The sequence below is a fragment of the Nocardiopsis sp. JB363 genome (assembly GCF_900143625.1).
In the GTDB taxonomy this organism is placed as follows: Bacteria; Actinomycetota; Actinomycetes; order Streptosporangiales; family Streptosporangiaceae; genus Nocardiopsis.
In genome coordinates, this window is sequence record NZ_FRFF01000184.1 from 1 (window position 1) to 14,319 (window position 14,319).

A 14,319-nucleotide genomic window follows, 5' to 3' on the forward strand; every position below is an offset into this window, starting at 1 on the left:
CCCACCCACCAACCCACCCGACACCGCGCCCGACCAGTGGAAGAGTCCATCACCTCAGGCGCCGCACCTCAACCTCAGCATGAATCGTTTTAAGTTTGTGTAGAACCAAGACCGGAACCGGCGCGGACACGACTCTCCGAGCGACTTCCCCTTGCCCTCCCCCGCAGGACTCCCCACCTGCCGTCCCACACGACTTCCAGGTCAGGGCCGATGCGCCGCCGTCGACCCCCGCAGGACGATCTCCGGGGTGAACAACCGCCGCTCGTGCCGATGCTCGGGGTTGTCGAAGTGTCCCTGGAGCAGGCTCATCGCGGTGCGTCCCAGCTTGTACTTGGGCTGGGCGACCGTGGTGAGCCCGGGGTGCACGAGGGCGGCGACGTCGATGTCGTCGTAGCCCATCACCGAGATGTCGTCGGGGGCGCGCAGGCCACGTCGTCCCAGGCCCTTGAGGAAACCCAGGGCGAGCTGGTCGTTGGCGCAGAACACCGCGGTGCAACGCTGGCGCGGCCCACCGGCCAGGACGGCGTCGACGGCCTTCTCGCCCTGCTCGGGGTTGAGCTGGGGCACGTGCACCAGGTCGAGGGCGGTGTCCGGGTCCAGACCCGCCTCGCTGACGGCCTGGGTCAGGCCCAGGTGGCGGCGGTGGACCTGGTCGATGGAGAAGGGGCCGGTCAGGAACGCGATCCGTTCGTGGCCGAGTCCGATGAGGTGGCGCCCGGCGGCCAGCCCGCCCGCCTCGTTGTCGACGCTGACGCTGCATCCTTCCTCGGTGGGCACGTCACCGCGGTCGAGAGCCACCCAGGGGATCCCCTGCTTGCTCAGCCAGCGCAGGTCGGACAGGTCGTCGTCGATGGGCATGACCACCGCGCCGGCGGCGCGCTGTCCGGCGAGCAGGCGGAGGTTGCGCTCCTGTCTGGTGTGCTCCTCGGCGGAGTTGAGCAGCAGTACCGCCAGTCCGGCGTCCACGGCCTCGTCCTCGACCCCGCGCGCGACCTCCGTGAAGTAGGGGTTGGTCACGTCCAGGACCAGCAACCCCACGCAGTCGCTGCGTCCGGAGCGCAGGCTGCTGCCGGAGGAGTTGCGCACGTAGTCGAGTTCGCGGATGGCGGCTTCGACGCGTTCCCTGGTCTCCGTCGCCACCCGTTCGGGCCGGTTGAGGACGTTGGACACCGTCCCGGGCGAGACCCCCGCGTGGCTGGCGACCTGGGTGATGCCGACGGAACGCCGGGTCGCGGTGGGGTTCGGGTTGTCGGGCACGTGCGGTACTCCCAGCCTGAGGTGTGGAGGATGAGCTCATGGTCACACCGTGATTGAAACGTGTCAATGACAATCGTACAAGCGGGTCCGGTGCCGTGGGCGCTCTTCTCGGTTCCGAGCGGTGCCGGTTGGCGTTCGGAGCCTGCCGCTCGTTTTATCAGGTTGTTTCCTGGATGCCTTGACGGCTGTCTGTGTTCTAAATAACATCACCCTCACCTTAAAACGTTTTGTTCGTCGGTCCGATCCGGCGTGTCGACCTCAACGTAAGTCCTCAACGGAAGGAGGACAGCATGGCGGTACGAGGCCCCACCGGTCCGCCCGTCCTCTCCCTCGCCGACGTGAGCAAGGCCTTCGGTAACGTCCGCGCCCTTCGGGACATGTCCCTCGACCTGCACGCGGGAGAGATCCACGCCCTGGTCGGGGAGAACGGGGCCGGTAAGTCCACCCTCGTCAAGATCCTGGCCGGGGTGCACCGCCCCGACAGTGGACGTCTCTTGGTCGACGACGGCCCCGTCGCGTTCACCGCGCCCGTCGACGCCCAGCGTGCCGGGGTCGCGGTCATCTACCAGGAACCCACCCTCTTCCCGGACCTGTCCGTCACCGAGAACATCTTCGTTGGTCGCCAGCCCCGCACCCGTTGGGGCACCATCGACAAGGCCCGCATGCGCCGACAGACCAGAGAGGCCTTCTCCCGTCTGGGTGTGGAGGTCGACCCCGAACGTCCCGCCCGCGGGCTCTCCATCGCCGACCAACAGCTCGTGGAGATCGCCAAGGCCCTCACCCGCGACGCCCGGGTCCTGATCATGGACGAACCCACCGCCGCGCTGTCCGGTGTGGAGGCCGAACGTCTGTTCCGGGTCGCCCGTTCCCTGCGCGACGCCGGGGCGGCGCTGCTGTTCATCTCCCACCGCTTCGACGAGGTCTTCGCCCTCAGCGACCGGGTCACGGTCGTGCGCGATGGAGCCTTCGTCTCCTGCGACCCCACCGATGACCTGGACGTGGACATCGTGGTGCGCCGCATGGTCGGCCGCGACGTCGACGACCTCTATCCCAAACAGGAGGCGTCCATCGGCGACACCGTCCTGGAAGTGGAGGGACTCACCCGGCAGGGGGTCTTCGCCGACGTCTCCTTCACGGTGCGCGCCGGCGAGATCGTCGCCTTGGCCGGGCTGGTGGGCGCCGGACGCAGCGAGGTCGTACGCGCCGTGTTCGGGGTGGACCGCTACGACCTCGGCTCGGTTCGCGTATACGGTCGGCGGCTGCCCGCGGGCCGGCCCAAGGCCGCCATGGCCGCCCACATGGCCCTGGTCCCCGAGGACCGCCGCCAGCAGGGGCTGGTCATGGAGTCCTCCATCGCCCGCAACGCCACCGCCACCCGTCGCCGTCCGCTCAGCCGCGCCGGCCTGCTGACCTCGCGGGCCGAGAACGAGGCGGCCCACCACTGGGGTGAGCGCCTGCGCCTGAAGTTCGGCGACCTGGCCGACACGGTCTCCACTCTGTCCGGCGGCAACCAGCAGAAGGTCGTCCTGGCCAAGTGGCTGTCCACCGAACCGCGGGTCCTGTTCGTGGACGAGCCCACCCGCGGGATCGATGTGGGCACCAAGGCCGAGGTCCACCGCCTGCTCACCACCCTGGCGGGGGAAGGGGTGGCGGTGGTGATGGTCTCCAGCGAACTCCCCGAGGTCCTGGGCATGGCCGACCGCGTCCTGGTGATGCACGAGGGCCGCGTCACCGCCGAACTCGACCGTTCCGAGGCCACCGAGGAGTCCGTCATGTACGCGGCCACCGGCACCACTTCCGGGAAGGGGGCGACGTGACGGTGTCCGACACCCAGACCCCGGCCGCCACCACCACGACCGAGCGCGTCCGACGTACCCGCAGGGTCCGTGAACTCGGCGTGCTCCTGGCCGTGGTCCTGCTCATCGCCGCCACCTGGCTGAACAACCCCGGGTTCCTCTCCAGCCAGGGCGTACGCGACCTGTTCCTCGGCGCGACCGTGCTGTCCGTCCTGGCCGTGGGCCAGGCCCTGGTCTTGATCACCAAGAACGTCGACCTGTCGGTCGGTTCGGTCATGGGTTTGGCGGCGTTCGGCACCGGCACCCTCTTCGTCGCCTTCCCCGGGCTCCCCATCCCCGTGGTGCTCTTGGCCGGGGTGGCTCTGGGCGCTCTGTGCGGCCTGGCGAACGGCTTCCTCGTCACCTTCGCCCAAGTGCCGGCCCTGGTCGTCACCCTGGGCACGCTCTACGCCTTCCGCGGGATCGGCCACTGGTGGGCGGACGGCGGCCAGATCAACGCCCACGACATGCCCTCGGCGTTCCTGAGCCTGGGGCGCGTGAGCGTCCTCGGCGTGCCGCTGCCCGCCGCCGTCGCCATCGTCGTGGTCGTCGGTGTGGGTCTGTTCCTGTCCCACTACCGCTCGGGCCGCGAGCTGTACGCCATCGGCTCCAACGGGGAGGCCGCACGCCTGTCCGGCATCCCCGTGAGCCGTCGGGTCCTGGCCGCCTTCGTCGCCAACGGCGCACTGGCCGGCCTGGCCGGGGTGCTGTTCGCCGCCCGCTACGGCACCGTCGACTCCACCGTCGGTTTCGGCATGGAGTTGCAGGTCGTGGCCGCCGCGGTCGTGGGCGGCGTGGCCATCGCCGGGGGCGTGGGCACCGTCTACGGCGCGGCCCTGGGCGCCATCCTGCTCACCACCATCACCGCCGCCCTGCCCATCTGGCAGATCGACCAGTTCTGGCACCAGGCCGTCGTCGGCGCGCTGATCCTGGCCGCCATCGGCCTGGACCGGCTGCTGGCGCTGCGCTCGGCGCGCAGGCTCCGAGGAGGTCCCCGTGGCTCTTGAGACCATCGCCAAGAGGCTCCGGGCGCGTGAGGCCCCCGTGGTCGGCGCGTTGCTGGTGGCGCTGCTGTGCGCGTCGATGTTCGTCGACGTGTTCGCCACCGGACGCAACACGAGCTTCCTGTTGCTGAGCGTGGCCGCCATCGCCCTGATGGCCCTGCCGATGACCCTCATCGTCATCACCGGGGAGATCGACCTGTCGGTGGCCTCCACCTTGGCCCTGACCAGCGCCACCCTGGGTCTGCTGTGGGAGTCCGGGGTCCCGATCGAGACGGCCCTGGTGATCTGCCTGGTGGTCGGCGCGCTGTTGGGCGCCCTCAACGGGGTCCTGGTCACCGTGATGGGGTTGCCCTCCCTGGCGGTCACCATCGGCACCATGGCCCTGTACCGGGGTCTGGCCTATGTGCTGCTGGGCGATCGGGCCGTGGCCAGCTATCCGCAGAGCTGGGTGAGCGGGGCCCGCGCACCCTTTCCCGGCGTCGAGGGATTGCCCTGGATCGCGGTGGCGATCCTGGTGCTCGCCCTGCTGTTCGCCGTGTTCCTGCACGCCACCGGGGCCGGCCGTTCCCTGTTCGACATCGGCAACAACGACGAGGCCGCCCGGTTCTCCGGGGTCCCGGTCAAGTGGACCAAGTTCTGGCTGTTCACGCTCAGCGGCGTGGTCGCCTCCTCCGCCGGGGTCTTCTGGACCCTGCAGTACGGCACGTCCCGCGCCGACACCGCCTTCGGCCTGGAACTCCAGGTCGTGGCCGCCGTCCTGCTCGGCGGGGTGTCCATCTTCGGTGGGGTCGGGTCGATCCTGGGCGTGATGAGCGGCGTGCTGTTGCTCGGCGTCCTGCGCAACGCCCTGCAGCTGTTCGGCATCAGCAGCGACGTCCTGCTCATCGTCACCGGCGCGATCCTCATCGCCTCCGTCGTCACACCCAATCTCGCGGCCCGGGTCCGATCCCGGCGCGCACGCCCGCTCACGTCCCGTACCTCCAAGGGAGACACACCATGACCGATCCGCGACGCCACCTGTTCCTCGCCGCGACCGCGGCGGCCGTGTTGCTGGCCACCGCCTGCGGCGGCACCACCATCGACGACGCCCAGGACGAGGGCGCCCAGGGACCCACCGGTACCGCCGACCCGGACGCGGAGATCCCCGAGGGCCTGGCGATCGACTTCCTGCCCAAGCAGCTCAACAACCCGTTCTTCGACCTGGTCAACGCCGGGGGAGAGGAAGCGGTCGAGGCGGTGGGCGGTGTGGCCACCGAACGCGGCGGCACCGAGGCCACCGCCGACTCCCAGGTGGAGTACATCAACGCCGCCAGCCAGGCCGGCAGCGACGTCATCGTCATCGCCGCCAACGACCCCGACGCCGTGTGCCCGTCCCTGAACGAGGCGCGCGACAACGGTGCGGTCATCGTGGGCTACGACTCCAACGCCAACTGCACCGACGTGTTCGTCAACCAGTCCAACAACCAGCTCATCGGGCAGACGCTGGTGGACATGGCCGAGGAGCAGCTCGACGGCGAGGGCACCTTCGCGGTCCTGTCGGCCACTCCCAACGCCACCAACCAGAACGCGTGGATCGAGGAGATGGAGCAGATCCTGCAGGAGGACGAGTACGCCGACCTGGAGTTGGTGGACACCGTCTACGGCAACGACGACGACCTGGAGTCCTTCCAGGAGATGCAGGGGCTGATGCAGTCCCACCCGGACCTGGACGCGGTCGTCTCGCCCACGACCGTCGGTCTGGCCGCCGCGGCCCGTTACGTCAGCGACTCCGAGTACCAGGGCGAACTGGTGGTGACGGGCCTGGGCACGCCCAACCAGATGCGCGAGTTCGTGCACGACGGCACCGTCGGGCAGTTCGCGCTGTGGAACCCGCACGAGCTGGGCTACCTGGCCGGGTACACCGGTGCCGCGCTCAAGGCCGGGCAGATCACCGGCGCGCAGGGGGAGACCTTCACCGCCGGTGACCTGGGCGAGTTCACGTTCGAGACCGACGGCGAGGTCGTGCTGGGCCCGCCGCTGGTCTTCGACGCCGACAATGTGGACGACTTCGACTTCTGACCCGGGAAGGGGACGCATGCGACGAGTGTGTTTCGTGCTGAAGGTGCGCCAGGACCGGTTGGCGGAGTACCGCGAGCGTCATGCCCAGGTGTGGCCCGAGATGCGTCGGGCCCTGTCGGAGAGCGGTTGGCACAACTACTCGCTGTTCGCCGATGAGCGGGGCATGGTGGTCGGCTACCTGGAGACCGAGGACTTCGACGCGGCCCGTGCGGCCATGGCGAAGACCGAGGTCAACGCCCGCTGGCAGGCGGAGATGGCGCCCCTCTTCGAGGGCCTGGACGGTCGCCCCGATGAGGGGATGCTTCCCCTGACCGAGCTCTTCCACCTTCCCTAGACAGCCGTACGCCCCGGTCGGGCCCGCCCGACCGGGGTTTTCCCGTGTCCGTGGCGTGAGCGCTAACAAGCCGGGTGGAGAACCCATACTTCCAGACCTTCCCGACCATTGCCCCGGGAAAGGCGGTGGAGTATGTTAACGCCCACCAACCCCGGCAAGGAGTTTTTGGGTGGACCATACTTCCCCGCCCGTCCGGGTGAACCGCGACCCCGCGATGACGGACGTCGCTCGGCTCGCCGGTGTCTCCCACCAGACGGTGTCCCGTGTGCTCAACGGGCACCCCAACGTCCGTGAGCAGACCCGGTTGCGTGTGCGCGCCGCCATCGAACAACTCGGTTACCGCCCCAACCGGGCCGCCCGCACCCTGGCGACCGGGAAGTCCCAGCTCCTGGGTGTGGTGGCGCAGAACTCCACGCTCTTCGGGCCCTCGTCGCTGCTGGCCGCCTTCGAACTGGCCGCCACCGCGCGGGGGTTCGTGGTCAGCGTGCGCCGGGTCCGGGTCCTGGACCACGGTTCCATCGCCGCCGCGGTGGAACACCACCGCGAACAGCGGGCCGCCGGGATCGTGGTGATAGCCCCCACCGGCGCGGCGGACGAGGCCCTGGCCGAGGTGCCCACCGACGTTCCCGTGGTGACGGTGGACGGCGACCCCGAACGTGACGGCACCCTGGTGACCGTGGACCAGGAGGCCGGGGCGCGACTGGCCACGCGGTGTCTGCTGGAGGCCGGACACGAGACGGTCTGGCACGTGTCGGGCCCGGCGGACTGGTTCGACGCCGCCGGGCGACTGCGCGGCTGGCAGCGGACCCTGGAGGAAACCGGCGCGGAGGTTCCTCCGGTCAGCCAGGCCGACTGGAGCGCCGCCTCGGGCTACCGGGCGGGGCTGATGTTGGCCCGAATGCCGGAGGTCACGGCGGTGTTCGCGGCCAACGACCACCTGGCCCTGGGGATCCTGCGAGCGATGCACGAACGCGGTCGTTCGGTGCCCGGCGACGTCAGCGTCGTGGGTTTCGACGACGTGCCCGAGGCCGCCTACTTCATTCCGCCGTTGACCACGGTGCGGCCCGATTTCGACACCGTGGCCACCGAGGCGCTGAGCGTGTTGTTGTCCCGGGTCTCGGGTGAACGGACCGGTTCCACGCGAAGCGTCATCACCCCCACCCTGGTCGAACGCGACAGCGTGGCGGCGCCGCCGCCGACTGCCTAGGGCGTGTTCCGCCCCTCGCCGGCTAAACTGAGCGCCGTCGAACGCAGGAGGCGGCCGGGGAAGACGCCGCCAGGGGCACGGAGGCGTGAGGATGGTCGAGGGCGCGGAGACCGTGGCGGGGGCGCGACGTCGTGGCGCCCGGGTCTCCATGGCCGATGTGGCCCGGCTGGCCGGGGTCTCCTCGCAGACCGTCTCGCGGGTCTCCAACGGCAGCACCAGTGTGGTGCCCGAGACCCGTGAACGGGTGTTGGCCGCCATGCACGAGCTCGGTTACCGGCCCAACAGCGCCGCGCGCGCCCTCAAAAGCGGCGAGTTCCGCACGCTCGGGGTCATCGTGTTCACCTTGTCGACCACGGGCACGCTGCGCACCCTGGAGGCGATCGCGGGCTCCGCCGCCCAAGAGGGATACGCGATCACGCTCATCCCGGTGGCCGTGCCCACCCAGGACGGGGTTCTGGGCGCCTTCACCCGGTTGGGCGAGCTGGCCGTGGACGCCGTCATCGTCATCATGGAGGTCCACCTGATGGACGCGGCCGACGTCCGGTTGCCGCCGGGGTTGCACGTGGTCGTGGCCGACTCCGACGCCGACGACCGGTACGGCATGGTCGACACCGATCAGAGGGGCGGGACGTGGACCGCGGTGTCGCACCTGCTCGACCTGGGACATCGGACGGTGCACCATCTGGCCGGTCCCGAGGAGTCCTTCTGCGCCGAACGTCGGGCCCGGGCCTGGCGGGAGGGGCTCGGGGAACGGGGGTGCGCCGTCCCCGCACCGGTCTACGGCGACTGGTCGGCGGAGAGCGGGTACCGGGCGGGGCTGGCCCTGGCAGCCGACCCCGAGTGCACGGCGGTGTTCGCGGCCAACGACCAGATGGCGTTGGGTCTGCTGCGCGCGCTGCACGAGCGGGGCCGGTCGGTCCCCGAGGACGTGAGCGTGGTGGGGTTCGACGACATCCCGGAGGCGGGATCGTTCCTGCCGCCGCTGACCACCATCCGGCAGGACTTCCACGAGGTGGGGCGCCGACTCGTGGCCCGTGCGCTGCGTCGGCTGCGCGGAGAGGCGGACGGACCCGGGGCCTCGCTGGTGCCCACCGAACTGGTGGTACGCGCCAGCACCGCGCCGCCCCCGAGGTGAACCCCGAAGGTTTCCCACCTCCGCCCCCTTGACCCCCGGGCAACGCCGGTGCAACACTCCCGACATCGCAATGTTTGCGTAAACATCGCTCGGTGTCCACCCTCCGCCCCCACCCACCAGGGGCGTCGCCGCGGTCGACACGGAGTGCTCGACGAGGGACCCCCATGACGCCGACGACCGCACCCACCTCACCCTCACCGAACAGGCCGTCGGCGCGCGGCCGACCCCGACGACGCTGGACAGGGTGGGGTTTCCTCGCCCCGTTCATGACCGTCTTCGCGTTGGTCTTCGTGGCACCGATCCTGTACTCGCTCTACCTGAGCGTGTACCGCGACCAACTGGTCGGCGGTACCTCCTTCGTGGGTCTGGAGAACTACCGCGGCGCCCTCACCGATCCGGTGTTCTGGGACTCGGTGTCCAGGGTGACGCTCTTCCTCGCCGTTCAGGTGCCGATCATGCTGTTCCTGGCGCTGCTCCTGGCCTTGGTCCTGGACAGCGGGCGACTCTACGGGCGCGACTTCTTCCGCATCTCGATCTTCATGCCCTACGCCGTCCCCGCCGTGGTGGCCACCCTGATGTGGGGCTTCATGTACGGCACCCGGTTCGGGCTCGTGGGCAACGTCAACGACCTGCTGGGCGTGACCCTGCCCGACCCGCTCGCCCCCGGGGTCATCCTCGCCGCCATCGGCAACATCGTCACCTGGCAGTTCGTCGGCTACAACATGCTCATCCTCTACTCGGCCCTGCGCACGGTCCCGCACGACCTGTACGAGGCGGCCGAGGTCGACGGTGCCGGCCAGCTGAGGGTGATCGCGGCGATCAAACTCCCCGCCCTGCGCGGGGCCATGGTGATCGCCGCGATCTTCTCAGTCATCGGCAGCTTCCAGCTGTTCAACGAACCCAGCATCCTGCAGAGCCTGGCGCCCAACGCCATCACCTCGGGCTACACGCCCAACCTCTACACCTACTCGTTGGCCTTCTCGGGCCAACAGCAGAACTACGCCGCCGCGGTGGCCATCATCATGGGGCTGTTGACCATGGTCATCGCCTACGCGGTCCAGCTGTTCGGCATGCGAAAGGCCGCGTGAACCATGGGCACCCCCACCCCGATCCGCTCACCCCGGCTCCGCCGCCCCGCGCCCGGCCCGTCGCGTTCTCGCCGCAGCATCACCCTGACCCTGGTCACCGGGCTGGCCCTGCTGTACTCCCTGGTGCCCCTGATCTGGTTGTTCGTCAACGCCACCAAGGGCCGGGAATCGTTGCTGGACAGCTTCGGTCTGTGGTTCGGCTCCGACTTCGCGTTGCTGGACAACATCGCCGCCACGCTCGCCTACGACGACGGGGTGTTCGTGCGCTGGCTGCTCAACACCGTGCTGTACGTGGTGCTGGGCGCGGGCGGAGCCACCCTGCTGGCGATGCTCGGCGGCTACGCCCTGGCCAAGTTCGACTTTCCCGGGCGCCGCGCCGTCTTCGCCGTGGTCCTGGGCGCGGCCGCGGTACCCGGCACGGCGCTGGCCGTGCCCACGTTCTTGATGTTCAGTCGGATGGGCCTGACCGACACCCCGTGGGCGGTCATCGTGCCCTCCCTGATCTCACCCTTCGGCCTGTACCTGATGTGGGTGTTCGCCGCCCAGGCCGTGCCCACCGAACTCATGGAGGCCGCGCGCATCGACGGCTCCGGGGAGCTCCGCACCTTCTTCACCGTGGCGTTGCCGCTCCTGGCCCCCGGAACCGCCACGGTTCTGCTCTTCACCATGGTGGCGACCTGGAACAACTACTTCCTGCCGCTGATCATGATCCGTGACCCCGACTGGTTCCCGCTCACGATCGGCCTCAACGCCTGGAACGCCCAGGCCGCCACGATCGGGGGCGAACCCGTCTTCCACCTGGTCATCACCGGATCGCTGTTGACCATCGTGCCGTTGATCGCCGCCTTCCTGATGTTGCAGCGCTACTGGCGGTCCGGTCTGACCGCCGGAAGCCTCAAGGGTTGAACACCGACCACCACGACCGAGGAGACCCCCCATGAACAGCAGAGCACCCCGAGTCGCCGCCGCGGCGGGCGCCTTGTGTCTGGCGTTGACCGCCTGCGGCTCCGGTGACGGAACCGACCCCGACATCGGCGCCGAGGACGTCGAGGCCGCATTGGAGGAGGGCGGAGAGATCACCGTCTGGGCCTGGGAACCCACCCTGGAACAGGTGGCGGAGGACTTCGAGCAGGCCCACCCCGGGGTCACCGTCGACGTGGAGAACGTCGGCACCGGAGACGACCAGTACACCGCGTTGCAGAACGCGCTTTCCGCCGGATCGGGGTTGCCCGACGTCGCCCACATCGAGTACTTCGCGCTGGGTCAGTTCACCATCGCCGGGAACCTGGTCGACCTGGCCCCGCTGGGAGCGGCGGAGCTGGAGGGGGATTACACCCCCGGCCCGTGGGAGGCCGTCCAAGGCGAGGAAAGCGCCATCCACGGTCTGCCCATGGACTCCGGACCCATCGCCCTGTTCTACAACCAGGACGTCTTCGACGAGCTGGACGTGGAGGTCCCCACCACCTGGGAGGAGTACGTCGAGGCGGCCCGGGAGATCCAGGAGGCCGACCCCGACGTGTACGTCGCCGCCGACAACGGTGACGCCGGCGCCACCACCACCGGGATCTGGCAGGCGGGCGGACAGCCCTACCAGGTGGAGGGGGAGGAGGTCACCGTCGACTTCACCGACGAGGGCACCGCCCGCTACGTCGACACCTGGCAGCGGCTCATCGACGACGAACTGCTCCTGCCGGTGACCTCCTGGAGCGACGAGTGGTACCAGGCGTTGGGCGACGGCAGTGTCGCCACCCTGGTCACAGGCGCGTGGATGGGACTGAACCTGGAGTCCGGGGTCCCCGAAGGGGCCGGCTCCTGGCGTGTGGCCCCGCCGCCCGCCTGGGAGGAGGGCGAGACCTCCAGTGCCGAGAGCGGCGGCAGCGCCCTGGCCGTTCCGGTGGGCGCGGAGAACCAGGCGCTCGCCTACGCCTTCATCGAGTACGCCAACTCCGGTGACGGCGTCCAGGCCCGGATCGACCAGGGCGCCTTCCCGGCGACCGTTGCCGACCTGGAGTCGCAGGAGTTCCTGGACAACGAGTCCGAGTACTTCGGTGGGCAGACGGTCAACCGGGTCTACGCCGACTCCGCCGCCAGTGTGCTCCAGGGGTGGACCTACCTGCCCTACCAGGCCCACACCAACTCGCTGTTCAACGACACCGTCGGTCAGGCCTATGTCTCCGACACCACCCTCGCCGAGGGGCTGGCCGACTGGCAGGACGCCTCGGTCCGCTACGGCGAGGAACAGGGCTTCACCGTCACCACCGGCGACTGACCGCGCCGCGACCCGTAGGGGGGCGGCCTCGGCCGCCCCCCCCCCCCCGTTGTCCTTCGAAGGGAACCATCATGACCGACGCCGGTTCGCTCGACTGGCCGCGTTGGCCCGACGAGCCCGCCCGCCCCCGCTTCGGCTACGGCGCCGACTACAACCCCGAGCAGTGGCCGCGCGGGGTGTGGGAGGAGGACCTGCGCCTGATGCGCCGCGCCGGGGTCAACATCGTCACCCTCGGGGTGTTCTCCTGGTCCCGGCTCCAACCGGCATCCGACATCTGGGACTTCGGCTGGCTGGACGAGATCATGGACCGGCTGCACGAGAACGGCATCGCCGTCGACCTGGCCACCGCCACCGCGTCGCCGCCCGCCTGGCTCACCACCGCCCACCCCGAGATCCTGCCGGTCACCCGCACCGGCGAGACCGTCTGGCCCGGTGCCCGCCAGCACTGGCGCCCCACCTCACCGGTCTTCCGTCGCCACGCGCTGGAGGTGACCACCGCCCTGGCCGAACGCTACGGCGGCCACCCCGCTCTGGCCGCCTGGCACGTGTCCAACGAACTGGGCTGCCACAACGTCCACGACTACTCCGAGGACGCCGCGACCGCCTTCCGCGCCTGGCTGCGCGAGCGCTACGCCACGGTCGACGGGCTCAACCACGCCTGGGCCACCGACTTCTGGTCCCAGCGCTACACCGACTGGGAGCAGGTCCTGCCGCCCCGGTTGGCCGCATCGCACGTCAACCCCACCCAACAGCTCGACTTCGCGCGCTTCTCCTCCGACGCCCTGCGGGACCACCTACGGGCGGAAAGCGCTATCCTGCGTCGCCTGTCGCCCGGCGTCCCCATCACCACCAACTTCATGGTCATGGGTCACGTCGCGGAGATGAACTACGCCGACTGGGCCCACGAGGTCGACTTCGTCTCCAACGACCACTACGTGCGTCCCGAACCCGGCGGCGCCGACGAACTCTCCTTCAGTGCGAACCTCACCGGGGGTCTGGCGCGCGGGCGCCCCTGGTATCTGATGGAGCACTCCACCGGTGCCGTCAACTGGCGGACCGTCAACCCGCCCAAGGCCCCCGGCGAGATGGCACGCGACTCCCTGCTGCACGTGGCGCACGGCGCCGACGCCGTGAGCTTCTTCCAGTGGCGCCAGTCGGCGGCCGGTGCGGAGAAGTACCACTCGGCGATGGTGCCGCACACTGGAGCCGAGAGCCGGATCTTCCAGGACGCGGCCGAGCTGGGGCGGGTCCTGGCCCAGGACCTGAGGGAGGTCGCCGGATCACGCCGGCTGCCCGCCCGGGCCGCCATCGTCTTCGACTGGGAGTCCCGATGGGCGGTGGGTCGCGACTCGCTGCCCAGTTCGCTGCTGGACGTGCACCGCGAGGCCCTGGACTGGTACACCGCGTTCCTGGAGGCGGGCGTGCGCGTGGACGTGCTGCCCACCGACGCCGACTGGGAGGCGTACGACCTCGTGGTCGCGCCCCTGCTCCACGTATTGCCCGAGACCACCGCCAAGCGTCTGAACGACTACGCCACGGGCGGCGGCCACCTGGTCACCACCTACTTCTCCGGGATCGTCGACGAGAACGACCACGTGTACCTGGGCGGTTATCCCGGGCCGTTGCGCGACCTGTTGGGTCTTCGGATCGAGGAGTTCGCGCCCCTGCCCGAGGGAGCCCGCGTGAGCCTGGACGACGGTTCCACCGGAACGGTGTGGTCGGACCGGATCACCGTCACCTCGCAGGAGACCGAGGTCCTGGCCCGCTACGCCGACGGTCCCCTGGCGGGGGGAGCGGCGCTGACCCGGCGTCCGCTGCCCGGCGGTGGTGGCGCCGCCTACGTCTCGACCCGTCTGGACGAGATCCACCGTGTCTCCTTGCTGGGCCGGTTGCTGGCCGACGCCGGGATCGACGGCGAACTCCCCGAGGAGCTGCGCGGCCGGGTGGAACTGGCCGTGCGCGTCGACGAGGACGCCCAGTACCGTTTCCTGACCAACCGCACCGACGAACCCGTCGAGCTCCACGGCCTGCCGGGCAGCCCGTTGACGGGGGCCACCACGTCCGAGGAGGGGACCCACGTCCTCCCGCCGCACGGCATCACCGTGTGGCGCTTGTCGGCGACATGAGGAACA

The 14,319-nt window shown here is 69.9% G+C and carries 12 protein-coding genes; 11 read left to right on the plus strand and 1 reads right to left on the minus strand.

What is annotated here, in order from left to right; genetic code table 11:
• Positions 1–201: 201 nt before the first annotated feature.
• Complete coding sequence (locus BQ8420_RS28190; RefSeq protein WP_087102993.1) at positions 202–1,257, minus strand: LacI family DNA-binding transcriptional regulator; 1,056 nt, start codon at positions 1,255–1,257, stop codon at positions 202–204.
• Between the two features lie 290 nt (positions 1,258–1,547).
• Between BQ8420_RS28190 and BQ8420_RS28195 the strand changes: the two genes are divergently transcribed.
• From BQ8420_RS28195 to BQ8420_RS28245, 11 genes are all read left to right on the plus strand, one after another.
• Positions 1,548–3,074: a sugar ABC transporter ATP-binding protein gene (locus tag BQ8420_RS28195; protein ID WP_200816131.1), complete on the plus strand. Its 1,527-nt coding sequence runs from the start codon at positions 1,548–1,550 to the stop codon at positions 3,072–3,074.
• A 2-nt stretch (positions 3,075–3,076) separates the two neighbouring features.
• A complete protein-coding gene (locus BQ8420_RS28200) occupies positions 3,077–4,099 on the plus strand; it encodes an ABC transporter permease (protein ID WP_143847636.1) in 1,023 nt (340 codons plus the stop codon).
• Entirely contained in the window at positions 4,089–5,096 is a 1,008-nt protein-coding gene (locus BQ8420_RS28205) for an ABC transporter permease (protein ID WP_235006539.1), read from the plus strand. Before BQ8420_RS28200 ends, BQ8420_RS28205 begins: the two co-directional genes overlap by 11 nt.
• The gene (gene rhaS / locus BQ8420_RS28210) at positions 5,093–6,154 is read left to right on the plus strand and encodes a rhamnose ABC transporter substrate-binding protein (protein ID WP_087102995.1); all 1,062 of its coding nucleotides are present in this window, start codon (positions 5,093–5,095) and stop codon (positions 6,152–6,154) included. The genes BQ8420_RS28205 and rhaS overlap by 4 nt, the downstream gene beginning before the upstream one ends.
• Positions 6,155–6,170: 16 nt before the next feature.
• Positions 6,171–6,488 carry an L-rhamnose mutarotase gene (locus tag BQ8420_RS28215; protein WP_087102997.1) on the plus strand — a complete coding sequence of 106 codons (318 nt, stop codon included), beginning with the start codon at positions 6,171–6,173 and terminating at the stop codon, positions 6,486–6,488.
• A 169-nt stretch (positions 6,489–6,657) separates the two neighbouring features.
• Positions 6,658–7,695, plus strand: a complete 1,038-nt coding sequence (locus tag BQ8420_RS28220; protein ID WP_235006540.1) for a LacI family DNA-binding transcriptional regulator — start codon at positions 6,658–6,660, stop codon at positions 7,693–7,695.
• 91 nt (positions 7,696–7,786) lie between these two features.
• Entirely contained in the window at positions 7,787–8,830 is a 1,044-nt protein-coding gene (locus BQ8420_RS28225; RefSeq protein WP_200816134.1) for a LacI family DNA-binding transcriptional regulator, read from the plus strand.
• 266 nt (positions 8,831–9,096) lie between these two features.
• Positions 9,097–9,918, plus strand: coding sequence for a carbohydrate ABC transporter permease (locus tag BQ8420_RS28230; RefSeq protein ID WP_200816132.1), 822 nt, complete (start codon positions 9,097–9,099; stop codon positions 9,916–9,918).
• A gap of 3 nt (positions 9,919–9,921) precedes the next feature.
• Complete coding sequence (locus BQ8420_RS28235; protein ID WP_087103001.1) at positions 9,922–10,824, plus strand: carbohydrate ABC transporter permease; 903 nt, start codon at positions 9,922–9,924, stop codon at positions 10,822–10,824.
• A 31-nt stretch (positions 10,825–10,855) separates the two neighbouring features.
• Positions 10,856–12,187: an ABC transporter substrate-binding protein gene (locus BQ8420_RS28240; RefSeq protein ID WP_087103003.1), complete on the plus strand. Its 1,332-nt coding sequence runs from the start codon at positions 10,856–10,858 to the stop codon at positions 12,185–12,187.
• A 71-nt stretch (positions 12,188–12,258) separates the two neighbouring features.
• Positions 12,259–14,313 (plus strand): beta-galactosidase, encoded by a 2,055-nt coding sequence (locus tag BQ8420_RS28245; RefSeq protein WP_087103006.1) that lies wholly within the window; start codon positions 12,259–12,261, stop codon positions 14,311–14,313.
• Positions 14,314–14,319: the final 6 nt, after the last annotated feature.

Bases quoted from the DNA above. Each gene is read 5' to 3' on its own strand.
- BQ8420_RS28195 (WP_200816131.1), top strand. From the start codon at position 1,548: ATGGCGGTACGAGGCCCCACCGGTCCGCCCGTCCTCTCCCTCGCCGAC.
- rhaS (WP_087102995.1), top strand. From the start codon at position 5,093: ATGACCGATCCGCGACGCCACCTGTTCCTCGCCGCGACCGCGGCGGCC.
- BQ8420_RS28215 (WP_087102997.1), top strand. From the start codon at position 6,171: ATGCGACGAGTGTGTTTCGTGCTGAAGGTGCGCCAGGACCGGTTGGCG.
- BQ8420_RS28225 (WP_200816134.1), top strand. From the start codon at position 7,787: ATGGTCGAGGGCGCGGAGACCGTGGCGGGGGCGCGACGTCGTGGCGCC.
- BQ8420_RS28230 (WP_200816132.1), top strand. From the start codon at position 9,097: ATGACCGTCTTCGCGTTGGTCTTCGTGGCACCGATCCTGTACTCGCTC.
- BQ8420_RS28235 (WP_087103001.1), top strand. From the start codon at position 9,922: ATGGGCACCCCCACCCCGATCCGCTCACCCCGGCTCCGCCGCCCCGCG.
- BQ8420_RS28240 (WP_087103003.1), top strand. From the start codon at position 10,856: ATGAACAGCAGAGCACCCCGAGTCGCCGCCGCGGCGGGCGCCTTGTGT.
- BQ8420_RS28245 (WP_087103006.1), top strand. From the start codon at position 12,259: ATGACCGACGCCGGTTCGCTCGACTGGCCGCGTTGGCCCGACGAGCCC.